Source organism: Ruegeria sp. CH8 (genome assembly GCF_056536985.1).
On record NZ_JBQFQR010000016.1, the window covers coordinates 87,564 to 110,098 of the forward strand.

Genomic DNA, 22,535 nt, shown 5'->3' on the forward strand with positions numbered 1-22,535 from the left:
TCCTGTTCACTTGGGTCTACGTTGTCAGATGTTACTCCTAGACAAGGACCGGTTCAGCAACAACCCTATTATTGTCGCATTCGCGTGGGTTTGGGGCCGGTATGGCCCCTAAAACGAACTGTGGCATCCTTGCACCAATTTTGTGCCAATGCTGTCCATTCATTTATGCCAAGCTTGCGTGTTGGGGGCAAAAAGAGCGAAACGGTTCCCGTGCTGAGACATGTGCTGAGGCATGTGTCGAGTAGAAAAACTTTGAAACCGAGGGAAACAAGATGAAAAAAGTTCTCTTCGCATCGACCGCTCTGATCGCGACCGCAGGTGTCGCAGCGGCTGAATCCGGAATTAACTTCAGCGGTTACGGCCGTTTTGGTATTGGCTACCAGGAAGACCGCAGCTTCTCGACCTCCGTGCAGGTTGTTAACCCGGACGGTACTGATCTGACCACCGTCACTGCAACCACCGAAGGCGACGACGCCATCCTGGTATCGCGCTTCCGTCTGAACATCGACGGTTTCACCGAAACCGACGGTGGTGTTCGCTTTGAAGGCCGCGTTCGTCTGCAGGCTGACGAAAACCCCGCCACTGGCGAAGCAAACAATGCTGACCTGAACGCGGCACGCTTCTCGGTCATCTATGGTGGTCTGCGCGTTGACGCCGGTAACGTTGCCGGTTCGTTCGACAACCTGGCAAACTACTACGGTAACGAAGTCGGTCTGGAACTGTTCGCAGGTCAGTACTCGGGCGTTAACTACAGCTTCCTGAGCTACCAGTCGGGCGACAGCGACGGTTCGAACGCTGTGTTCTTCCAGTACGCAGTTGGCGACTTCGCCTTCGGCGCGTCGTATGACCAGAAAAAAGCAGTTACCCGCACACTTGGTGTTGGTGTGGACGACGATGGTGATCCCATCCGCACACTCACAGCGACTTCGGAAGATGCAGACCGTTGGGACGTTAGCCTGACCTACGCCTTCAACAACATCACTGCCGCTGTTGCATATGGTGAGAACGACGACGACGGCGCCTCCGGTGGTAGCCTGACCGTTCTGACCCTGGGTGCAGAATTCGGTGACTTCAACGGTACCCTGTTTGTCGCAGACGACGATGTGAACGATGCCGCCAAAAACGGCACCGCATGGGGTCTGTCGGCTGCTTACAACCTGGGCGCCGCAACCACCCTGCTGTTCGCCTACGGTGACGGCAATGCTGACGAAGACAAGCAGCAGATCGCTCTGGGTGCCATCTACGACCTGGGCGGCGGTGCATCGCTGCGCGGTGGTGTTGGCCGCAACGACACCGATGGTGAAGACCAGTGGGTTGCTGACTTCGGTGCGCAGTTCAACTTCTAAGTTGATCTGAAACCGCAAGGTTTTAGGGCAGGTCTTCGGACCTGCCCTTTTCTTTTGCTCCGACATGGTGTTTTTCTGCGCTGAAAGCAGATTGAGGAAACCATGTCGCTGCAAGATATCACTGCCCGCATCGCCAAAGCAGAATCCGCCGCAGGGCGGGCCATCGGATCTGTCAAGCTAATCGCAGTCTCCAAAGTGCAGCCGGATGAGCGTGTGCAGGCCGTTCTGGATCAGGGGCATCGGTGTTTCGGTGAAAACCGGGTGCAAGAGGCCGCTGGCAAATGGCCGGGCTTTACTGCGCAATTCCCGGATGTCGATCTGCATCTGATCGGCCCGCTGCAAACCAACAAGGCCCGGCAGGCGATGGAACTGTTCAGCACCATCCATTCCGTCGATCGGCCCAAACTGGCTAAGACACTGGCCCGGCTGGCGCAGGAGGTCGGGTCCTGCCCGGACCTGTTCATTCAGGTCAATACCGGAGAAGAGGAGCAAAAGGCCGGTATCCTGCCTGCCGACGCCGATGCGTTCATTGCGGAATGCCGTGAACTGGACCTACCGGTTCAGGGGCTGATGAGCATCCCGCCGGTCGATGAAGAACCCGCGCTGCATTTTGCCCTGCTGGCCAAGATTGCCGAGCGCAATGGTCTTCGGGGCCTGTCGATGGGTATGAGCGGAGATTTCGAAAAGGCCATTGCGCTTGGGGCAACCCATGTGCGCGTCGGCTCCGCGATCTTCGGAGAGCGAGTCAAACCTCAGGAATAATCAGCCGCGCGCCCAGAGACACTTTGGCAGCGATCCAATGCAGGTGGGCGCGGCGGAAGGCGACACAGCCCTCGGTCGGATAGCCGGGGCGGCGCCACTGGTGAATGAAGATCGCCGATCCATGGCCAGGCAAGGCGTTTGGCCAGTTCCAGTCGGTTATCAGCACCAGATCATACAGGCGATCGGCGCGGCGCAGCTTTTCATGGCTGAAGGCATAGGGCGTGGTGACCAGATGATTATAGTGGCCATCCTGCACGTCATCCGACCACAGATCGCGCGGACCGATGGGAATCGCCCATTCGCACGGTTTCGCAATCCGGTCCGGCCGGTAAAACATGCCGACGATATGATGTACGCCGGTTGGTGTGGCGCCATCGCCTTCGCGCTTGGTGTTGCTCAGCCCGCCCTTGCCGATGGTGCAGGGAAAGACCCGTCCGGCAAACCGCACTCCGCGTGGGGTCAGCACCAGATCATCGGGTGTCAAAGCAGGTGCCCCGACTTGGCCGCCTTGGTCGCCAGATAACCGCGGTTATGGGCGGTTTCACCGACTTTCAGCGGAACACGCTCGGTCACGGCGATCCCGGTTTTCTCCATCATAGCAATTTTGGCGGGATTATTGGTAAGCAACCGGACAGAGCTGAACCCCAGCGATTTTAGAATATCCGAACCCAGCCGGAAGTCCCGCTCATCGTCCTCGAAGCCCAGCCGGTGATTGGCCTCGACCGTGTCGAACCCCTGATCCTGCAGGAAATAGGCGCGCATCTTGTTGGCCAGACCGATTCCGCGACCTTCCTGGTTAAGATACAGCAGCACCCCGGCGCCTTCCGAACCCATCTGCGCCAGCGCGCCCCGCAACTGCGGCCCACAATCGCATTTCAGACTGCCCATCAGATCTCCGGTGAAACAGGCCGAATGCAGCCGTGCCAGAACCGGTTTGTCCCGATCCGGGCGGCCGATTTCGACGGCGTAATGCTCTTCGCCGCCATCCTCGGGGCGGAAAACGTGCAACCGCCCGGCCTCGGACACTTCCATCGGCAGACGGGCGGCCACCACCTCGTGCAGTTCACTGCGATCTGCCAGATGCGGCGCGGCGCGGGTGTGGTCGATACATGTCAGGCCATGTGCTGCGGCAAAGCTGTGCCCGTCCTCGATGGGCAGAACAACAGCCGCAGGCAACAGACGCGCGGATTTGGTCAGGGCGATGGCAATGCGGTGCAGATTGGCGTGACCCTGACGCTCGGTCATCAGAGGGCCTTTCATCGGCGCGTTCAGATCGTCCGAGGGATCGGCCACGGCCTGAACCCAGGCAATATCCGCGTCCGCCGGAATGATCACACGCGCCAGATCGCCGTCATAGGCCCGTGCCTTCAGTGTCTCGGCCCGGCGCACGGTGACGGCGACCACGGGCTCGCCGCCGAGGCCGCGCAGATCCGCAAGCCGCTGGGCGCTCAGCGTCTCGGTGGCAACAGCCAACACGCTGAAACCGCTGTTATCGGTCAGGGCAACCGGGACCCCCATACGCAGGTCCGCGCGGGCCCGCGCCAGCAATTCTGAAATATCCGGGATAAGACTCATCTGTGTTACCCTGTAACCATCCGGCCTTCCTGTAGCCTGATAGAACGGAAATGTGAAACATTTCCTCCGCGTCAGACACGAGGGCGTGAGACGATTGCAGTAAACCTTGTTGATTGCATCTTCCGCGCGCAAGTGGTGGAAAAGGCTTAGGAGGACCGGACATGGCTCAGCTCAAGAAAATCCTGCTGGTGGATGACGACGAAGACCTGCGCGAGGCGCTCAGCGAGCAACTTGTGATGACAGAGGATTTCGACGTGTTCGAAGCCCATGATGGTGCATCCGCGATGGAGCGGGCACGCGAGGCGATTTACGATCTGGTCATTCTGGACGTCGGCCTGCCGGATACCGATGGGCGCGAGTTGTGCCGCCTGATGCGCAAGCAGGGCGTCAAAAGTCCGATTCTGATGCTGACCGGCCATGACAGCGACGCCGATACTATTCTGGGTCTGGATGCAGGCGCCAATGACTATGTCTCAAAACCGTTCAAGTTTCCGGTTCTGCTGGCCCGTATCCGCGCCCAGCTGCGCCAGCACGAACAGTCCGAGGATGCGGTGTTTGTTCTGGGACCGTATACCTTCAAGCCTGCGATGAAGATGCTGATCACCGAAGACGAGCGCAAGATTCGGCTGACCGAGAAAGAAACCAATATTCTCAAGTTCCTGTACCGCTCGACCGATGGCGTGGTTGCCCGCGATGTGCTGCTGCACGAGGTCTGGGGCTACAACGCCGGGGTCACCACCCACACGCTGGAAACCCACATCTATCGCCTGCGCCAGAAGATCGAGCCCGATCCGTCCAATGCACGCCTTTTGGTCACAGAATCGGGTGGATATCGACTGGTCTCTTAACTCGTTGTGGATTGACGTGGATCAAAGTGATACTCTGGATGTGTAATTAGATTTCTCCCAACCCGCGCATGTCCGGGTTATGACATGCACCTCCCTGTTGGACTGCCGGGCCTTTGGCCCGGCTTTTTTTGTTATTTTGTGCTTTCGCGCTGGTTCGCCTGCTGGTGTACGCGAACTGCTAATTGTTAGCCCTCTGTCACGGTGTAGCTTTCTTCTGGACCGCAGTTTGCCCGAGGCGCCGACGATTTTGGATGAGACAACAGTGCAGTCTCAAAGCTGCGCAGAATGCGACGTGCCGGAGGGCCGTAATTCTCTATTGTGCGTCCAGCGGCAACCAGAGTCTCGATAATCTCGGCCTGCGCTGTGGTCTCCAATGACTCCATGGCGCAACTACCGGGCATTAGGCTTTCGCTCGGGATGCCCTCGGCAAAAACAATCTCGTGCTGCTCCAGCAGGAAGTGATGATAGGTGACGAAACCGCAGATGCGCCGGTAGATTTGATCGTCATCAACCAGATCCATTGCTCTGACCAAAGAGGTATCTGTGTCGAAATAAAGTTGCAGTCTCCAGTCCTGGACCAGCATCCGGTGCTGAGGTGACACGACCAGGTCCCGGGCATTTCCCAATGCGCCGGTCTTTATGACGATCGGAGCCAACTTTCCCAAGGCCGCCTTTCTCGACGATCCTGCCCACAAGATGGGTTGTGGGCCGTGATCGGCCGTGTTGACCAGATCGCCGGGTCGCAGGTCTTCGATGGGGCGATCACCAATGGGCGTTTGGATCAGCGTGCCAGCCGCATAGCAGACAACCTGAGCGCCCAAGCTATCGTGAAGCGCGCCATTGTCATTCTCGATGATATTGCCGACTGTATAGGCGACCCCTGCAGGAGGAACGCCATCAGGAAAAACGAGATAAAAGCCGTCTTCATCCTGTCCGCCGACGCTATCGTTCAAATCGTTATCGTTGTTTAGGTCAACATCGATGACTGCTATTCGGTAAGCGGTACCGTCCGGTGCAAAAACCTCAAACGTGTAATCCCAGATCACTTGTTGGAAAGTGCCGTCCAATTCGGTGACCTGTTCCCATTGTGCTCCGATCTGTTCCTGTGCAGAAACCTGTTCATTGGTCGGATCACCGTTGAAATTTACAGCACCCTCATTTTCGCGCACTGCGAAATTTGTCGTCGTTCCGTTCCAGCTCCAGAAACTACCGTTTGCTGGAGCGAGGTCGTAGTTATGGGATGCCCCGTTAACTGTACTTTGAGTGCCGAAGATTGTGTTTTGATAACCGTACCAGATTGGCATGATCAGGCCTCGCTAATGCAATAATGCAAAATAACTTTCTGTTTTTTGTCCCAAAATTACAGAAAGTTAAATGGGGAATTATCGGAAAATTTTGACTGAAGTCTGTCGAATCCGTGACGGGAAACGACCATTTCGCTTTCCGATGGCGCGAAGTTCGTCTGCGCGCTAGGGTGCGTGCGACGCGACTTAGGAAAGCCTTGCCCATGCCCTTTACCCTAGCTACTTGGAACATCAACTCTGTCCGCCTGCGCGAGCCCATCGTGCTGAAATTGTTGCAGGAAGAGGCTCCGGATGTTCTGTGTCTGCAGGAGTGCAAGTCTCCGGTCGAAAAGATCCCGACCGAAGGGTTTGCCGAACTGGGCTATACCCACATGGTTGCGCGCGGGCAGAAGGGATATAACGGCGTCGCCATCCTGTCGCGCCTTCCGATGGAAGAGGTTGGTGACAAAGATTTCGCAGGTCTCGGCCATGCCCGCCACATCGCCGGGCGGCTGGAAAACGGTGTCACCATCCACAACTTCTATGTCCCCGCGGGCGGTGACATCCCGGATCGGGAAAAAAACGAGAAGTTCGGGCAAAAGCTCGATTACCTCACCGATATGCGCGACTGGTTCCACGCGGAGAAGCCCGAGAAGTCCATTCTGGTCGGTGACCTTAACATCGCCCCGCGCGAGGATGACGTGTGGTCGCATAAACAACTGATCAAGGTCGTGTCGCATACGCCGATCGAGGTTGAACAGCTGGCCGAAACGCAGGATGCGGGCGGTTGGGTGGATATCACCCGGCAAGATATCCCCGAAGGCCAACTCTATAGCTGGTGGTCCTATCGGGCGCGCGATTGGGACGCGGCGGATAAGGGGCGGCGGCTGGATCACGTCTGGGCCACGCCGGATATTTCGAACGCGGGCCATTCCAGCCGCATCTTGCGCGACGCGCGCGGGTGGGAGAAACCCAGCGACCACGCCCCGGTTTTTGCCAGTTTCGATCTGTAATTGCGCAACTCTGCCCTTGGTTTCTGCAACAAGCGGTTGCATATAGGGCCCGAGTTCGAACCGGAGAGTGAATGCCATGGACCTTCTGAACGCCGCAGGTGCCCCCGATACCACCGATCTGATCAAGGATGGAACCGAAGCCACGTTCATGACAGATGTGGTCGAAACCTCGCAGGAAATTCCGGTCATCGTGGATTTCTGGGCGCCTTGGTGCGGCCCATGCAAGACGCTGGGGCCGTTGCTGGAAGAGGCCGTGACCGCCGCCAAAGGCGCGGTGAAGATGGTCAAGATCAACGTGGACGAGGCGCAGATGATCGCCGCGCAATTGCGCATTCAGTCGATCCCGACCGTCTACGCGTTCTTCAAGGGCCAGCCTGTTGACGGGTTTCAGGGCGCGCAGCCGGGGTCCGAGATCAAGGCATTTGTCGACCGCGTGATCGAGGCTGCAGGCGGCGAAAGCCCCGGTGGTCAGTTGGATGACGCGGTGCAAGCCGCCGAAGAGATGCTGGCTGAAGGCGCAGCCAGTGATGCGGCCCAAACCTTCGCCGCCATTCTGGGTGAGGACCCCAACCATGCTGGCGCTTATGGCGGTTTGGTTCGTGCCCACATTGCGGCAGACGATCTGGACCAGGCTGAGGCAATCCTGAACGGTGCACCGGCTGAGATTTCCTCTTCACCCGAATTGGAAGCCGCTCATGCGCAACTGGAACTGGCCAAGCAGGCTGCTGATGCTGGCCCCGTAGCCGAACTGACTGCGGCTGTCGAGGCTGAGCCCGATAACCATCAGGCTCGGTTCGATCTGGCACAGGCGCTGCACGCCAATGGCGAAGTGGAACAGGCTGTGTCACAGTTGCTGGAACTGTTCCGCCGGGATCGCGAATGGAATGACGGTGCCGCCAAGACGCAGCTGTTCACCATTTTCGATGCGCTCAAGCCTAACGATCCGATTGTTCTGAACGGTCGACGCAAGCTCAGCTCGATGATATTTGCCTAATTCCGGATCAGAGCTACACTCGGGTACATGATGCATCCCGCTGATCTGCCGGAAACGGTATCCGTTTTTCCATTGCCCGGGGCGCTGCTGCTGCCCCGTTCGCGCTTGCCGCTGCATATTTTCGAGCCGCGCTATCTGCAAATGCTGGACGACGCCCTGAAGACGCGGGAACGGTTGATTGGAATGGTTCAGCCCAACCCCTGTCGAAGCGACGAAGACAAGTTGCACCAGATCGGTTGTGCCGGGCGTGTGACACAGTTTTCAGAAACGGAGGATGGTCGTTATCTGATCACGCTGACGGGAATTTCCCGGTTCCGCGTCGCGTCAGAACTGGATGCTTTTACACCTTATCGGCGCTGCGCGGTGTCGTGGGACGGCTTTGACCGGGATCTGGGCACCAAGGCTGAGTTGGACGAAGGGTTTAACCGATCGCGCTTTTTGCATCTGCTTGAGAGGTTCTTTGCCTCGCGTCAGTTGTCCACTGACTGGGATACGTTGAAAGACGCCGATGATGAACTGCTGGTCAACTCGCTGTCGATGCTGCTGGATTTCGACCCCGAAGAGAAACAGGCGCTGCTTGAGGCCCCCTGCCTGCGCACCCGGCGCGAGACCTTGGTGACACTGATAGAATTCGCCATGCGCGGCGGAACGAATGAGGAAAAACTGCAATGACCGACTCTGAACACGCCTTCGACCGTCACATGCTTGAGGCGCTGATCTGTCCGCAGACCCATACCACGCTGCACTATGACGCCGAAAAGCAGGAGTTGGTGTCCAAGGCCGCAGGTCTGGCCTTTCCGATCCGCAACGGTATCCCGGTGATGTTGGTCGACGAGGCGCGTACGCTCGATTAAATTGAGCGGCCTTGCAGCAGTTTTGGCAGGTCTCCGGTCAGCCCGGCAGCCTCGCGCACGAATCCGCGGCGCAATCCGGGCAGAGAGCCGACGATTCCCATCCCGATATCACGCCCCATGCGTAGCAACGGATTGTCGTTGGAAAACAGCTTGTTGAACACATCCGTCGCCATCGCCAGCGCGGCGGCATCGAAGCGGCGCCACTCCTGATAGCGCTCCAGCACCAAGATTGATCCGATATCCTCGCCTCGCCGTCCCGCTAGCGTCAACACCTCGGCCAATGCGCCCACGTCACGCAGCCCGGCGTTCAGGCCTTGCCCGGCGATGGGGTGCATTCCGTGTGCGGCGTCTCCGACCAGAGCCATTCGGTCGCCGATAAAGGAATTGGCGACGGTCAGGTTCAGCGGATAGGTGAAACGGTCGCCCTGGAGGCGGATGTCGCCCAGAAAATCCCCGAACCGGGGGCGCAGAACCTGCAGATACTCGGCCTCGGGCAGGGCGTTGATACGCAGCGCGGCCTCGGTCCGCTCGCTCCAGACGATTGAGCTGCGGTTGCCGGTAAGCGGCAGTATCGCCAGCGGGCCGGGCGGCATGAAGAACTGATGCGCGATGCCATGATGGGGCAGGTCATGTTCAATGGCGCAGACCAGCGCGGTCTGTCCGTAATCCCAGCCGGTGCGTTTGATGCCAGCGCGCGCGGCGGTGCCACTGCGGCGGCCGTCGCAGCCCACCAGCAGGCCACCGGTGACAGTGCTACCATCATCCAGGGTCAGGGTCACACCGGTTGCGTCAGCCTCTTGCGCGACGACGGTCCGGCCATTGATCTGGGTGATACCCTTTTCCTCGGCCAATGCGTCCAGAAAGGCTCGGCGCAGGTGGCGGTCCTCGACCATATACCCCATCGGGCCTTCTTCGATCTCGGCATGGTCGAAATGCATAAAGAACGGCGATGGTCCCGCGCCCGCATGTCCGTCAGTGACCTTGATCTCCAACATCGGCTGGGCGTGCTCGGCGACCCGCTCCCATACTCCGATCGCGTCCAGAAGGCGTTGCGACGCCAGCGCCAGCGCATAGGCGCGCCCGTCAAAGGCCGCGTTCTTGCGCACGGTCTCGGCCAAAGCGTCAATCACGGTGACGGAATGCCCCGTCTGCGCCAGAGCCAGGGCCAGGGCCGGGCCATTCAGGCCGCCGCCCACGATCAGGATATCGGTCTTCTGTTCCATGCCCTGCAATATGCGCGGCCTTTCGGGATTGTCCATGTGCGGTCCTGTCGCTACCGTCCGATGAACGCGATTTTCCAAAGGGGGCAGGGATGCAGGATTGGCTGACCATGACGGCGTGTGATCTGGGCCGGGGCATTGGTATGGGGCGGATCGACCCCGTTGAGCTGACCGAGGTCTACCTTTCAGCCATCGATGCCCACGCGCACCGCGACCGGATCTACGCCCGCGTGACCCACGACCGCGCCCGCGCCGAGGCCAAGGCGGCGCAAGAGCGCGCCAAGCTGGGCCTGCGCCTGTCTCTGCTGGATGGCGTGCCGATCAGTTGGAAAGACCTGTTCGACACTGCCGGAACCGCGACCGAGGCCGGATCGGCCCTGCTGAAAGGCCGCGTGCCCGAGGCCGACGCGGTTATTCTGCGCAACGCCACCACGCTGGGGGCGGTTTGCCTGGGCAAAACCCACATGAGCGAGCTGGCCTTTTCCGGCCTTGGACTGAACCCGATCACCGGAACCCCTCCTTGCATCGATGATGAAGCGGCGGTGTCTGGCGGCTCATCCTCAGGGGCGGCAGCGTCGGTGGCTTGGGGCTTGGCGGCTGGTGGGATTGGCTCGGACACGGGCGGCTCGGTGCGCATCCCGGCGGCTTGGAACAATCTGGTCGGGCTGAAAACAACCGCCGGGCGGGTTAGTCTGGAAGGGGTGGTGCCCTTGTGCCTGCGCTTCGACACCGCCGGTCCGCTGGCCCGGTCGGTCGAGGATGCGGCCCATCTGCTTGCTTTGCTGGAAGGCAACGCACCGGCCGACCTACGCGGAGCCAACCTGAAAGGCCGTCGCTTTGCCGACCTGCAAAACGTGGCCAAGGACGATCTGCGGGACGCCCCGCGCAAGGCATATGACGACGCTCTGGACCGTCTACGGGATGCCGGGGCTGAGATTGTGCCGCTTGAAGTGCCTGAGTTGAACGATGCGATGGGCCTGTCCGGGATCCTCTATACAACCGAAGCCTATGGGCTTTGGCGTGATGTGATCGAGGCCAACCCGGACGCCATGTACCCCGAGATCCTTGAGCGCTTCCGCGCGGGCAAGAACGCCTCTGGCCCCGACTATATTGCTGCGTGGTCCAAGCTGAAGGCCAGCCGCGCCGCGTGGGACGCAGCCACCGCAGGGTTCGACGCGGTTCTGGCCCCCACGGCCCCCATCCTGCCACCGAATCTGGACCGGCTGATGAGCGACCACGATTATTACGTCACCGAAAACCTGCTGGCCCTGCGTAACACGCGGATTGGCAACCTGATGGGGCTGGCTGCGCTGACCTTGCCCACCGGAACACCCGGCTGCGGGCTGATGATGATGGGCTATCCGGGGTCGGAAGAGGCTCTATTACGGCTCGGATCAGCCGCCGAGGCCGCTTTGGCCTGAATGCCACAATCCCCTGATTCGGCACCTCTTTGTCTGGACGAAACGGGGTGTGACCTGTAATCTGCCAAAAAAACGGGGCGAAAATGATCCCGGTATTGAGGCAACAGTTATGAATTTCCCCGAGCGGTTTTCGAACCTACCGGAATACGCATTCCCGCGTCTGCGCACCCTGTTGGACCACCACCAACCGGGCGGAGATGTGATTCACATGACCATCGGCGCGCCGATGCATGACTTTCCGGCTTGGGTGACCGATGTGATCACCGAGAACGCAGCCGGGTTTCAGGGTTATCCCCCAAATGAAGGCTCGCCGGAGTTGCGGTGCGCGATCACCGATTGGATTGCGCGTCGCTATGGCGTGCAGATGGACCCCGACACAAACGTGATGGCCCTGAATGGCACGCGCGAGGGGTTGTATAACGCCGCCATGGCGCTGTGCCCCGAGGAAAAAAATGGTCAGAAACCGGTCATCCTGTGCCCGAACCCGTTCTATCAGGTCTATATGGTCGCCTCGATCTCGGTCCGGGCCGAGCCGGTTTTCGTGCCCGCCACGGCCGCAACCGGCCACCTGCCGGACTATGCAGGCCTGCCCGAGGATGTTCTGAACCGCACCGTCGCGGCCTACATCTGTTCACCCGCCAACCCGCAGGGGGCGGTGGCCTCGCACGATTATTGGGTCGAATTGATCCAATTGGCCGAGAAATACGATTTCCGCATCTTCGCTGACGAGTGCTATTCCGAGATTTACCGCGATGAGGCCCCTACGGGCGCCCTGACCGTGGCGCAGGAACTGGGCGCTGACCCTGAGCGGGTGACGCTGTTCAACTCGCTGTCGAAACGGTCGAATCTGGCTGGCCTGCGGTCCGGCCTGATTGCTGGTGGTCCCGAGACGATCAAGCGGGTCAAACAGTTGCGCAGCTATGCAGGCGCGCCGCTGCCGCTGCCGTTGCAGGCCGCTGCGGCGCGGGTCTGGGCGGATGAAGAACACGTGGCCGAGAACCGCGCGCTCTATCAGGACAAATACGCGATAGCCGATGAGGTGTTCGCAGGCCTGCAGGGCTATTTGCCGCCCGAGGCTGGGTTTTTCCTGTGGCTGCCGGTCGAAAACGGTGAGGAAACTGCATTGAAGGTCTGGAAGCAAACCGGAGTTCGGGTGCTGCCGGGCGCATATCTTTCTCAAGGTGATCCGGGGCAAAACCCGGGCGAGCAATTTATCCGGGTCGCAATGGTGGCCCCAAAAACAGAGATGAAGCGCGGACTGATCAAGCTCCGTGACTGCATCTATTCGTGAGGTACGAGGGCAAAATGGCATCATTGAACGCGCGAAACCGCGATCCATTATTGGACAGCACGACTCAGGCCGCGATTGAGCGGCGCAGCAAGGAATTGATCGGGATCGCCCTGATCCTGCTGGGGCTGGCCTCGGCCGCGATGATCTGGTCTTACACGCCGGATGATCCGAACTGGATGGTTTCGACAGACGCGCCGGTGCAGAACTGGCTGGGACGGATCGGAGCCTCGATTGCGGCTCCTTTGTTCATGATCGTTGGCTGGGGCAGTTGGAGCATCGCGTTGGTGCTGATCGGCTGGGGTGTGCGCTTTGCCGGGCATTTCGGCGAAGAACGCGCGGTTGCCCGTCTGATCTTTGCCCCGATCTGGATTGCAATTGTCTCGGTTTACGCCGCAACGCTGGTGCCGGGTGAGGCTTGGCGCACGACCCACAGTTTTGGTCTGGGTGGGTTGTTCGGTGATACCGTGATGGGTGCGCTGCTGACGCTGCTGCCGATCTCTTCGCATTTCATGGTCAAGTTGATGTCGCTGGCGATGGCCGCCGGAATGCTGGCGCTGGGTGTCTTTGTACTTGGTTTCACTAAGGCCGATGTGCGCAAGGGGTTCCGCGGTTTCCTGTTGGGGCTGGTGATGTCCTACGACATGCTGATGAACTTTTTGGGCCGTGGCGCTGCTGCCACCGCGCAGGCCGCGCGTGATCGCCGCGCGCAATGGGATGAACGCAAGACCGCCCGTGCAGAGGCCGTTTTTGATGATGAAATCGCGTTTGAAGAGCCGATCTATGAAGAACCGGAGCTCGACGAACCCGAGCCCGTAAAAACCGGCCTGCTGGCGCGGATGCCCAGCCTGATCCGCCGCCCTGATCCGATGCCCGAACCCGAGCTGGTCGATCCCGAACCCGTCGCAGGCTTTGATGAGATGCCGGGCGAGGACCGTATCCGGTCAAAGATTTCCGCCGCCGTGCGCAATCGAAAGGTTGCTGCGGGCGAGATGGCACCCGAGCATGATCCAAACCTGCCGCTGACCAAGGGGCGGGGTCGTGGACCGGACCCTCTGATCCTGAACGCCAGAGGAGGGGAAGACTTGCCGCCGGAACCGCCGATGACGTCGGTCGGTCTGCCGCCGGAACCGATGCTGACGGCAGAGCCCGCGCCCGAATGGCAGCAGGAACCGCTGCACGAGGATTTAGCGCCCGAGCCGAATTTCGAAGATGAGGCCGTGTTCGAGGATGCGCCGATGCCAGAACCCGAACCGCAGTCGCGCCCGGCGATGAAAATCCCTGTGGCCGAGCCGCGCAAGCCGGTGGTGGCCCAACCCGTGCGTCGCACCCCGCCGCCCTCGCGCCGGGCTCAGGCCGAAGCACAACCTGCGCTGTCGTTTGAGGATCGGCATTCGGATTTCGAGTTGCCACCACTGAACCTGTTGTCGAACCCCGCCAGCATTCAGCGCCATCATCTCAGCGATGAAGCGCTGGAAGAAAACGCGCGGATGCTCGAAAACGTGCTGGATGACTATGGCGTCAAGGGTGAGATCGTCAGCGTTCGCCCCGGCCCTGTTGTCACCATGTACGAACTCGAACCGGCTCCGGGCCTGAAAGCCAGCCGTGTGATCGGTTTGGCGGATGACATCGCGCGCTCGATGTCGGCCCTGTCGGCGCGGGTTTCGACCCTGCCCGGACGGTCCGTGATTGGTATCGAACTTCCCAACGAAAACCGCGAGATGGTTGTGCTGCGTGAAATTCTCGCCAGCCGCGATTTCGGCGATGGTAACCACGCGCTGCCGCTGGCGCTGGGCAAGGATATCGGCGGTGAGTCTGTTGTGGCGAACCTTGCGAAAATGCCCCACCTGCTGATCGCGGGGACCACCGGTTCGGGTAAGTCGGTCGCGATCAATACGATGATCCTGTCGCTGCTGTACAAGCTGACGCCGGATGAGTGCCGCCTGATCATGATCGACCCCAAGATGTTGGAACTGTCGGTTTATGACGGCATTCCGCATCTGCTCTCGCCTGTTGTGACTGACCCGAAAAAGGCAGTCGTGGCCCTGAAATGGGTCGTGGGCGAGATGGAGGATCGCTATCGCAAAATGTCCAAAATGGGCGTCCGTAACATCGCAGGCTACAACGGCCGTGTGAAGGATGCTTTGGACAAGGGTGAAATGTTCAGCCGTACGGTCCAAACCGGCTTTGACGATGAAACCGGTGAACCGGTGTTCGAGACCGAAGAATTCGCGCCCGAAGCGATGCCCTATATCGTTGTCATCGTCGATGAGATGGCCGACCTGATGATGGTTGCGGGCAAAGAGATCGAAGCCTGCATCCAGCGTCTGGCGCAGATGGCGCGGGCCTCGGGTATTCACCTGATCATGGCGACGCAGCGCCCCTCGGTCGACGTGATCACCGGTACAATCAAGGCGAACTTCCCGACCCGGATTTCCTTCCAGGTGACTTCGAAGGTCGACAGCCGGACGATCCTTGGTGAAATGGGGGCCGAGCAGCTACTGGGGCAGGGCGATATGCTCTATATGGCCGGTGGTGCCAAGATCACCCGTTGCCATGGGCCGTTTGTCTCGGACGAAGAGGTCGAGGAAATCGTCAACCACCTGAAACAGTTCGGTCCGCCGGATTACATGAGCGGCGTGGTCGATGGCCCGGCAGAGGAAAAGGCCGACAATATCGATGCTGTTCTCGGCCTGAATACCGGTGGCAACACCAACGGAGAGGATGCTCTGTACGATCAGGCGGTGGCGATTGTGATCAAAGATCGCAAATGCTCGACCTCCTACATCCAGCGGAAACTCGCCATCGGCTACAACAAGGCCGCGCGGCTGGTTGAGCAGATGGAGGATGAAGGCGTTGTTTCGGCGGCAAATCACGTCGGTAAGCGGGAAATCCTCGTCCCCGAGCAGTAGGATATTTAATAACAAGGGTAGAAGGCTTATCTGGGACGCATGAAACAGATTGCTTTTGCCCTTGCCCTGACCCTGGCCGCACCTGCCGCCTGGGCGGCCGATAAACTGCCGCTGTCGCAGATCTCCAATTATCTGAACGGTCTGAAAACCGTTCAGACGACATTTACTCAGGTCAACGACGACGGCTCGCTGAGCACCGGCAAGCTGTGGATGCAGCGGCCCGGGAAGATGCGGTTCGAGTATGATCCGCCCAGCAGCGCAGTTGTGCTGGCCAATGCGGGCACGGTGCAGATCTTTGACCCCAAGTCGAACCAACCGGCCGAGCAATATCCATTGAAACGGACACCGCTGTCACTGGTGTTGGCGCGCAATGTGAACCTGGGGCAGGCGAATATGGTCGTGGCTCATGATTTCGATGGCACCGCGACGGTTGTCACCGCACAGGACCCGAAAAACCCCGAGTCCGGCCGGATCGAGCTGATGTTCACCGATAACCCGGTCGAACTGCGCAAATGGGTGATTCACGACAATGCGGGCACCCAGACAACTGTGTTGCTGGGTCAGCTGGACACGGGCAAGAATTTGAACCGGGACCTGTTTAGGAAATCAAACAGAAGCGGGTCAGGCAATCGCTGACCCGCTGACCTGTCAGTAGCGGCAACCGGACAGTTGCGCCTGATACAGCTTGGCGCGCGCGTCAACGTCATTGGCGACGTTCAACAGCCAGGTCTTGCTGTAGTGACTGCCACGGGCGTAGCCGGTGTGACCCTCGTGATAAGCGAGGTACTGGTTGCGCGTATCACTGGGATGAATGCCGTTCCGTTCATAGCTTTTGTTCATGTACCAGCCGATGAAATCCGACGCATCGCGGATGCGATCCCGCTTGGCGCGGCGTTTGCCGGTTTCCTTCTGGTACTGCTCCCACGTGCCGTCCAGCGCCTGGCTAAAGCCATAGGCGCTGCTTTGGCGGCCCATCGGGATCACGCCCAGAACGTATTGGTGCGGCGTGCGTGCGTCGTGTTTATAGCGGCTTTCCTGATAGATCGTCGCCATCTGAACGTGGACAGGTACGCCCCATTTCCGTTCGGTGCTTTTGAAGGCCTTCATGAATTCGGGCCGTTCGCGCGCAATGCTGCACGCGTCATTCAGCTTGTTGGGCGGCTGTTTGGAGCCACCCCCACAGGATGCCAAAAGCAGCACCCCGAAGAGTACGATAAGAATTCTGCTCATGTGCCTCGTGCCTTTTTCTTTTATTCTAGCGCAGATTGAGCGTTTAGGAAATCACAATCGTTATAAAACAATAGCAAGAATTAAGGGTAACGCGCCGACAGACAGGATTGTTGAGATCATGACCATCCCCGCAACAGCGTCTGAGTCCGCTTCAAACCGTTCCGCCAAAAGATAAGACGTAACTGCAACCGGTGCGCACATCTGCAGCACCATGACACCAAATGCGATTGCATCGAGGCCGAAGAGAATCGCTAATACCCAGCCTAAAGCAAAACACACGACGAGTTTGATTAGCGATAGCCAGATGGCCTGACTGATTTTGTGGGACGACAGGCGGGCAATGGCCACCCCAACCGTTATCAGCATCATCGGAACAGCCATCTGTCCTAATAATTCCAACGTGTTGGTTAAAAAGACCGGCGTCTGCCAGCCGCGCCACAGAAACAATGCTCCTAACAAAGTTGCCCAGACCATAGGTTCCCGCGCCGCTTTGCCAAACCCGCCTTTACCGGCCACCAGATAGATGCCGTAGGTGAAGGACAGCAGGGCAGTAACGGCCAGAAAAACGACCGCGTAACCCAGCCCAGCTTGCCCAAAGGCAAATATACATAACGGCAGGCCCAGATTGCCTGTATTCCCGAAAATCAACGGAGACAGGTAAGTTCGGCGATCCAGTCCGCGCAGACGTACAAACACCTCAAATACAATTGCCAGCAAGACATGCCCGGAAATGGCGGCCAATGTAAAACGCGTCAGCTCTCCGGGAGGGATTTCGGTTTGCATTAGTGCCACAAAGATCAGACTTGGCACTGCAAGCGTGACGCCAAGGCGGGTTACGAACTCCATCCGGTACTCGAATCCCAGTTTGACCCAAGAAAAACCAATCGCTGCCAAAAGAAAGACCGGGGCCACGATTTCGAACACTGTCAGCAAGAGGTTCACAGACTGTTTCCCTTAATTTCGGATCAATGATTGGCTTTTTGGCCCGGAACGGGGTAGTAAGACCAGTGGGGGCAGATACAATGCTGAAGACACATGCCAAATACGGCTTGGGCCAGGTGGTCCGGCATAAAAAACATCCCTTCCGAGGGGTAATCTTCGACGTGGACGCCGAGTTCTCGAACACTGAAGAGTGGTATCAGGCCATCCCCGAGGACAGCCGCCCAATCAAGGATCAGCCGTTTTATCACCTGTTGGCGGAAAACGACCAATCCTTCTATGTTGCTTATGTTTCTGAACAAAATCTGGTTGCGGACCAATCTGGTGAGCCGGTTGAACACCCCGATATCCCCGACATGTTCGGCCCGTTCGAGAACGGCGCATACCCTCTGCACTTTCAGCTGAACTAACGCCGCAAACCCAGTCCGCGCCGGTTAATATCCAAGTGCGCATCCGTCTTTTCGTGGATCGCTTGCGCCCTTCAGAATGCCGTTTTCACAGATTCGAATAGCCTGCGCACCGCCCAGGGGTGTTTCTGAAATCGCAACAGTGTGGCCTAAATCACGCAATTGCTGCGCTGTACTGGGCGGAATCCCGCGTTCCAGTTTCAGTACGCCGTTATCTGCAAATGCGCGCGGAGCATCCATGCTTGACTGCATGTCCATCCCGTGATCGGTCAGATTTGACAAAAACCGGGCATGACCGGTGGGTTGATAGGCGCCGCCCATCACTCCGAACGGCATTAAAACCCGGCCATTCTGTTTCAAAATGCCGGGAATGATGGTGTGCATGGGGCGTTTGCCGCCGCCCAGCTCATTGGGGTGGCCGGCTTGCAGGGTAAAGCCAGCACCGCGGTTCTGTAACAGAATACCGTATTTTTCCGATGCAATCCCAGAACCGAAGCTGTGAAAGATAGAATAGATCAGGGATACGGTCATCCTGTCTCGGTCCACCACGGTGATATAGACGGTGTCTTTGTGAATGGCCTCGGTCAGCGGGGCTGCAGCAGGCATCGCGCGTTTCGGGTCGATCAGTGCCGCCAGCCTGTCGGCCACACCCTGGTCCAAAAACCGATCCGCATGTGTTGTGTGATCGGGATCGGCAATGAACCGGTTGCGGGCGTCATAAGCAAGGTTTGAAGCTTCGGCCTCGATATGCAGACGTTCAACCCCAAACGGGTCCAGGCTGGCCAGTTCGAAGTTCTTGAGGATGTTCAGCAGCAGAATTGCGGTGGCACCTTGGCCGTTGGGCGGGTGCTCGACAAGTTCCAGCCCTTTATATGGGCCACTGACGGGGTGGGTCTTGGTGCAGGAGGTGGCCAGAAAATCTTCCGCCTTGTGGGTACCGCCCCGCTGGGCCAGCGCGGTGATCATATCCTCGGCGATGTCGCCTGAATAAAACGCGTCCCGCCCATCTCGGGCAATCTGACGCAGAACTTCTGCCTGACCGGGGGACCTGAACACCTGACCGGCATCCGGCGCTCGGTCGTTGATCAAATAATGCGAACGCGCCGCCCCTTGAAGGGTGCTTGCGCCGGTCCTCCAGTCAAAGGCTACTCTCGGGGCAACCGGCACGCCGGTCTCGGCATAGTGAATGGCGGGCTGCAGAATGGCATCCAGTCCCAGCGTGCCCTCGGTTTCCGCCAGATGACAGAACGCATCGACCGCGCCGGGAATGGTCACGGCGTCGGCCGTATTCAGCGGCACCGCAGCCAGCCCTTGTGCCCGCAGTTTCTCCGAATCGGCTGCGGCAGGTGCGCGGCCCGAACCGTTCAGGGCGCGGACCTCATCCTCTCCCGCCCGGTTGAACAAGACAAAGCAATCGCCACCCAATCCGGTCATCTGTGGTTCGCAAATGCCCAGCAAAACCGCCCCGGCAATGGCCGCGTCCATTGCGTTTCCACCTTGTTGCAGAATGTCCAAGGCCGTTTTCGCCGCCAGAGGGTGCGACGTGGCGCACATCCCTTCCGTCGCCAGAACTTCGGACCGGCCCGGAGTTTGAAAATCCCGCATAGTGCATTTCCCCGTTTTGAACGCGTCGAAGGTATCGCGCGGTCAGATGTTGTCCAGTCACATGAGGGAAAAGTTCCTCGGCGCCGTTCACTGGGTGGGGGCTGTGATTCTTGGCGCCGAGGGAAGCTATCTGAGCTACAGATACTTTTTGCCCGTTGTTTGCGGCGCCACAATGGTTCGATCTGGACCTTATTGTGACGTTTTCGTGCCGTCAGGCTGGGTCAGGAAAATCAAACCGCAGCGACAACCGGTTACAGCCGTCGGAACGTTCATAGCGGATTTCGCTGGTCAATTCGTGAATCATAAACCAGCCGAACCCGCCTTCGGGCAGTTCGTCGATCGTTGACCCCAACGGTGCCGGAACCCCGTCTGGCACCCGAAACCCGGGCAGCGGGTTGCCGGTGTCCGAGATCAGAATCTCCAGCCAGTTCCGGTGTAGGCGGCACCGCACCTTGACCTTGGCAGGCGTGACATCGGCATAGGCATGTTCCACCACATTGTTGATCGCCTCGGCTAAGGCAATCTTCACGTCACCCGCCTTGTGCTGCGGTAGCCCCTGTGTCGCCAGACACCTACTGAGTTGCGCAATTCCGGCGCTGGCCTCAGACTCGGTCGCTGCGAAACTCAGATCCAAACATTTGCCGTCACACATGGGCATTGAGCCTATTCTTGGTCGGGGAAGGGTCAGCCGGCGGCGGTCGACAATGCGTCATCCAGCGTTGGGTACAGTTTGAACACCGTGTCCATTCGGGTTAGTCGAAACACCTTTTCGACGAAAGGGTGCAGCCCGGCCAGATCCAGCCTGCGGTCGTTTCCAAGCTGCTTCATTGACGCGACGATGGCGCCCAGTCCGCTTGAATCGATGAATTCAACGCTGCTCAGGTCCAGCACCACCCTTATGGCGCCGCCTTCGGCTTCGTTGCGCATGTCTTCCTTGAACTGGATAGCCATGGCTGCATCAATGCGGTCTGAATGGACTTTGATAATCTGGGTTGCGTCGGTCGTAGTGCTGGTCAGGGCCATTCGCGACGGTCCTCTAATCTGAAATTCGCTAGTAGAAATACGCTAGACTGCAAATCTTACCATTCGGTATCCATCGGGTGGGAAAAGAGGAGGAACACGCCGATGAAACAGGTTGTTATTGCCGGGGCCGCGCGTACGCCCATGGGCGGATTTCAGGGGATGTTCGACGGAGTGGCCGCTGCCGAACTGGGCGGAACCGCCATCCGATCCGCGCTACAGGGCGCGGGCACTGAAACGGTAGATGAGGTGCTGATGGGCTGTGTTTTGCCCGCTGGTCAGGGTCAGGCCCCGGCGCGGCAAGCCGGATTCGCGGCGGGTTTGGGCGAAGAGGTGCCCGCCACGACCCTGAACAAGATGTGCGGATCGGGGATGAAGGCGGCGATGATCGCATTTGACCAGATTGCCCTTGGCCACGCCGACACCGTGATCGCGGGTGGGATGGAAAGCATGACCAACGCCCCCTACCTGCTGCCCAAGATGCGCGGCGGCGCGCGAATCGGACACAGCCAGGTGGTCGATCACATGTTCCTGGACGGGCTCGAAGACGCCTATGACAAGGGCCGCCTGATGGGCACCTTCGCTGAGGACTGCGCCGAGGCCTATCAGTTCACTCGCGAGGCACAGGACGAATACGCGCTGCAATCGCTGTCTAACGCCCTGTCTGCGCAGGAAAGCGGTGCGTTTGAGGGTGAGATCACACCGGTCACCACCCGCACCCGCAAGGGTGAGGTCACCTTTGGACAAGACGAGCAACCGCAATCCGCGCGGCCGGACAAAATCCCGACGCTGAAACCCGCCTTCCGCAAGGATGGTACTGTGACGGCGGCCAATTCCTCGTCGATCTCCGACGGTGCCGCAGCGCTGGTGCTCGCCTCGGCTGACGCCGCCGAGGCGCAAGGCCTGACCGTGCGCGCCCGGATCGTTGGCCATGCCAGCCACGCGCAGGCACCCGGTCTGTTCACGACCGCGCCGGTTCCGGCGGCGCAAAAGCTGCTCGCGTCCATTGGCTGGTCCAAAGACGACGTGGACTTGTGGGAAGTGAACGAGGCCTTTGCCGTCGTCCCTATGGCCTTCATGCATGAGATGGGCCTGCCGCGCGACAAGGTTAACGTGAACGGTGGCGCCTGCGCTTTGGGCCACCCGATCGGCGCCTCAGGCGCGCGGATCATGGTCACTCTGCTGAACGCGTTGGAAAAGCGAAACCTCAAACGTGGCGTCGCTGCGATCTGCATCGGCGGCGGCGAGGGCACGGCCATCGCTATCGAACGCATTTGACGCTTCGACTGATTGCAAATACTCCGGTGCTAACGTCCACCAAAGAGCATGACCATGACTGTTGACTACAACACGCTCGCCAAAACCATTGCTGCGCTGACCGAGGGGGAAATGGATCAGGTTGCCCTGATGGCGACGATAGCCTGCGAGGTGCACCACTCGGACGATCGGTTCGACTGGACCGGATTCTATCGGGTGACCGAACCGGGGCTACTGAAGATCGGCCCTTATCAGGGCGGGCATGGCTGTCTGGTAATCCCCTTCGACCGCGGGGTCTGCGGAGTTGCGGCGCGCACGGGCGAGGTGCAACTAGTGCCCGACGTGGATGCATTTCCAGGTCACATTGCCTGCGCTTCGTCCACCCGGTCCGAACTGGTTCTGCCGGTACGGAACGCATCGGGCGACGTGATTGCGGTGTTTGATATCGACAGTGATCAGCCGGACGCTTTCACCGATCAGGACGCTACATCAATCGGCGCAATTCTTTCCGATGTGTTCGAAAATTGAAATCAGCCGGGTTGTGTCCCGGCTGACCCAAAA

At 59.2% G+C, this 22,535-nt stretch carries 23 protein-coding genes; 14 read left to right on the plus strand and 9 right to left on the minus strand.

The features are described 5' to 3' along the window. Nucleotides 1–272 precede the first annotated feature (272 nt). Together ACR0ER_RS17975 and ACR0ER_RS17980 are read left to right on the plus strand one after the other, a co-directional pair. On the plus strand, nucleotides 273–1,346 hold the full coding sequence (locus ACR0ER_RS17975; RefSeq protein WP_170329507.1) for a porin: 1,074 nt from the start codon (nucleotides 273–275) through the stop codon (nucleotides 1,344–1,346). Nucleotides 1,347–1,448: 102 nt separating this feature from the next. Beyond that, nucleotides 1,449–2,108 carry a YggS family pyridoxal phosphate-dependent enzyme gene (locus tag ACR0ER_RS17980; protein ID WP_480770122.1) on the plus strand — a complete coding sequence of 220 codons (660 nt, stop codon included), beginning with the start codon at nucleotides 1,449–1,451 and terminating at the stop codon, nucleotides 2,106–2,108. Here ACR0ER_RS17980 and ACR0ER_RS17985 read toward each other — a convergent pair. Then, nucleotides 2,092–2,592, minus strand: a complete 501-nt coding sequence (locus ACR0ER_RS17985; RefSeq protein WP_480770123.1) for a L,D-transpeptidase family protein — start codon at nucleotides 2,590–2,592, stop codon at nucleotides 2,092–2,094. The genes ACR0ER_RS17980 and ACR0ER_RS17985 overlap by 17 nt on opposite strands. Continuing rightward, nucleotides 2,589–3,683 (minus strand): GTP cyclohydrolase II, encoded by a 1,095-nt coding sequence (gene ribA, locus ACR0ER_RS17990; RefSeq protein ID WP_480770124.1) that lies wholly within the window; start codon nucleotides 3,681–3,683, stop codon nucleotides 2,589–2,591. Before ribA ends, ACR0ER_RS17985 begins: the two co-directional genes overlap by 4 nt. A 161-nt stretch (nucleotides 3,684–3,844) precedes the next feature. On the opposite strand from ribA, the gene ACR0ER_RS17995 reads away from it, so the two are divergent. Further along, nucleotides 3,845–4,531, plus strand: coding sequence for a response regulator transcription factor (locus tag ACR0ER_RS17995; protein ID WP_480770125.1), 687 nt, complete (start codon nucleotides 3,845–3,847; stop codon nucleotides 4,529–4,531). Between the two features lie 185 nt (nucleotides 4,532–4,716). On the opposite strand, the gene ACR0ER_RS18000 is transcribed toward ACR0ER_RS17995, so the two are convergent. Further along, complete coding sequence (locus ACR0ER_RS18000) at nucleotides 4,717–5,835, minus strand: Hint domain-containing protein (protein ID WP_480770126.1); 1,119 nt, start codon at nucleotides 5,833–5,835, stop codon at nucleotides 4,717–4,719. 203 nt (nucleotides 5,836–6,038) lie between these two features. Between ACR0ER_RS18000 and ACR0ER_RS18005 the strand changes: the two genes are divergently transcribed. From ACR0ER_RS18005 to ACR0ER_RS18020, 4 genes are all read left to right on the plus strand, one after another. Then, nucleotides 6,039–6,827: an exodeoxyribonuclease III gene (locus tag ACR0ER_RS18005; protein ID WP_480770127.1), complete on the plus strand. Its 789-nt coding sequence runs from the start codon at nucleotides 6,039–6,041 to the stop codon at nucleotides 6,825–6,827. A 76-nt stretch (nucleotides 6,828–6,903) separates the two neighbouring features. Next, nucleotides 6,904–7,821 (plus strand): thioredoxin, encoded by a 918-nt coding sequence (gene trxA / locus ACR0ER_RS18010; RefSeq protein ID WP_480770128.1) that lies wholly within the window; start codon nucleotides 6,904–6,906, stop codon nucleotides 7,819–7,821. Nucleotides 7,822–7,848: 27 nt separating this feature from the next. Continuing rightward, nucleotides 7,849–8,493 carry an LON peptidase substrate-binding domain-containing protein gene (locus ACR0ER_RS18015; protein ID WP_480770129.1) on the plus strand — a complete coding sequence of 215 codons (645 nt, stop codon included), beginning with the start codon at nucleotides 7,849–7,851 and terminating at the stop codon, nucleotides 8,491–8,493. Next, the gene (locus ACR0ER_RS18020) at nucleotides 8,490–8,675 is read left to right on the plus strand and encodes a Trm112 family protein (protein ID WP_170329499.1); all 186 of its coding nucleotides are present in this window, start codon (nucleotides 8,490–8,492) and stop codon (nucleotides 8,673–8,675) included. The genes ACR0ER_RS18015 and ACR0ER_RS18020 overlap by 4 nt, the downstream gene beginning before the upstream one ends. Here ACR0ER_RS18020 and ACR0ER_RS18025 read toward each other — a convergent pair. Next, nucleotides 8,672–9,934 carry an FAD-dependent monooxygenase gene (locus ACR0ER_RS18025; RefSeq protein ID WP_480770130.1) on the minus strand — a complete coding sequence of 421 codons (1,263 nt, stop codon included), beginning with the start codon at nucleotides 9,932–9,934 and terminating at the stop codon, nucleotides 8,672–8,674. The two genes, ACR0ER_RS18020 and ACR0ER_RS18025, sit on opposite strands and share 4 nt — an antisense overlap. A gap of 53 nt (nucleotides 9,935–9,987) precedes the next feature. Between ACR0ER_RS18025 and ACR0ER_RS18030 the strand changes: the two genes are divergently transcribed. From ACR0ER_RS18030 to ACR0ER_RS18045, 4 genes are all read left to right on the plus strand, one after another. Further along, a complete protein-coding gene (locus tag ACR0ER_RS18030; RefSeq protein WP_480770131.1) occupies nucleotides 9,988–11,316 on the plus strand; it encodes an amidase in 1,329 nt (442 codons plus the stop codon). A 109-nt stretch (nucleotides 11,317–11,425) separates the two neighbouring features. Then, complete coding sequence (locus tag ACR0ER_RS18035) at nucleotides 11,426–12,607, plus strand: aminotransferase class I/II-fold pyridoxal phosphate-dependent enzyme (protein WP_480770132.1); 1,182 nt, start codon at nucleotides 11,426–11,428, stop codon at nucleotides 12,605–12,607. 14 nt (nucleotides 12,608–12,621) lie between these two features. Next, nucleotides 12,622–15,516, plus strand: a complete 2,895-nt coding sequence (locus ACR0ER_RS18040; protein WP_480770133.1) for a DNA translocase FtsK 4TM domain-containing protein — start codon at nucleotides 12,622–12,624, stop codon at nucleotides 15,514–15,516. Nucleotides 15,517–15,555: 39 nt separating this feature from the next. Next, a complete protein-coding gene (locus ACR0ER_RS18045; RefSeq protein WP_170329494.1) occupies nucleotides 15,556–16,152 on the plus strand; it encodes a LolA family protein in 597 nt (198 codons plus the stop codon). A 12-nt stretch (nucleotides 16,153–16,164) separates the two neighbouring features. Here ACR0ER_RS18045 and ACR0ER_RS18050 read toward each other — a convergent pair whose 3' ends face one another. Further along, entirely contained in the window at nucleotides 16,165–16,746 is a 582-nt protein-coding gene (locus tag ACR0ER_RS18050; protein WP_480770134.1) for a transglycosylase SLT domain-containing protein, read from the minus strand. A gap of 60 nt (nucleotides 16,747–16,806) precedes the next feature. Then, nucleotides 16,807–17,688 carry an AEC family transporter gene (locus ACR0ER_RS18055; protein WP_480770135.1) on the minus strand — a complete coding sequence of 294 codons (882 nt, stop codon included), beginning with the start codon at nucleotides 17,686–17,688 and terminating at the stop codon, nucleotides 16,807–16,809. A gap of 80 nt (nucleotides 17,689–17,768) precedes the next feature. Here ACR0ER_RS18055 and hspQ point away from each other — a divergent pair, with 80 nt between their 5' ends. Continuing rightward, nucleotides 17,769–18,095 carry a heat shock protein HspQ gene (gene hspQ, locus ACR0ER_RS18060; protein WP_170329491.1) on the plus strand — a complete coding sequence of 109 codons (327 nt, stop codon included), beginning with the start codon at nucleotides 17,769–17,771 and terminating at the stop codon, nucleotides 18,093–18,095. 24 nt (nucleotides 18,096–18,119) lie between these two features. Here the strand turns inward: hspQ and ACR0ER_RS18065 are convergent, their stop codons facing one another. The 3 genes from ACR0ER_RS18065 to ACR0ER_RS18075 form a co-directional block, all read right to left on the minus strand. After that, a complete protein-coding gene (locus ACR0ER_RS18065) occupies nucleotides 18,120–19,697 on the minus strand; it encodes a gamma-glutamyltransferase family protein (protein WP_480770136.1) in 1,578 nt (525 codons plus the stop codon). 211 nt (nucleotides 19,698–19,908) lie between these two features. Then, complete coding sequence (locus ACR0ER_RS18070; RefSeq protein WP_480770137.1) at nucleotides 19,909–20,349, minus strand: ATP-binding protein; 441 nt, start codon at nucleotides 20,347–20,349, stop codon at nucleotides 19,909–19,911. 32 nt (nucleotides 20,350–20,381) lie between these two features. Beyond that, nucleotides 20,382–20,720: an STAS domain-containing protein gene (locus tag ACR0ER_RS18075; protein ID WP_170329488.1), complete on the minus strand. Its 339-nt coding sequence runs from the start codon at nucleotides 20,718–20,720 to the stop codon at nucleotides 20,382–20,384. Between the two features lie 102 nt (nucleotides 20,721–20,822). On the opposite strand from ACR0ER_RS18075, the gene ACR0ER_RS18080 reads away from it, so the two are divergent. Together ACR0ER_RS18080 and ACR0ER_RS18085 are read left to right on the plus strand one after the other, a co-directional pair. After that, nucleotides 20,823–21,995, plus strand: coding sequence for a thiolase family protein (locus ACR0ER_RS18080; protein ID WP_480770138.1), 1,173 nt, complete (start codon nucleotides 20,823–20,825; stop codon nucleotides 21,993–21,995). 54 nt (nucleotides 21,996–22,049) lie between these two features. After that, nucleotides 22,050–22,502 (plus strand): GAF domain-containing protein, encoded by a 453-nt coding sequence (locus ACR0ER_RS18085; RefSeq protein WP_480770139.1) that lies wholly within the window; start codon nucleotides 22,050–22,052, stop codon nucleotides 22,500–22,502. Nucleotides 22,503–22,535: the final 33 nt, after the last annotated feature.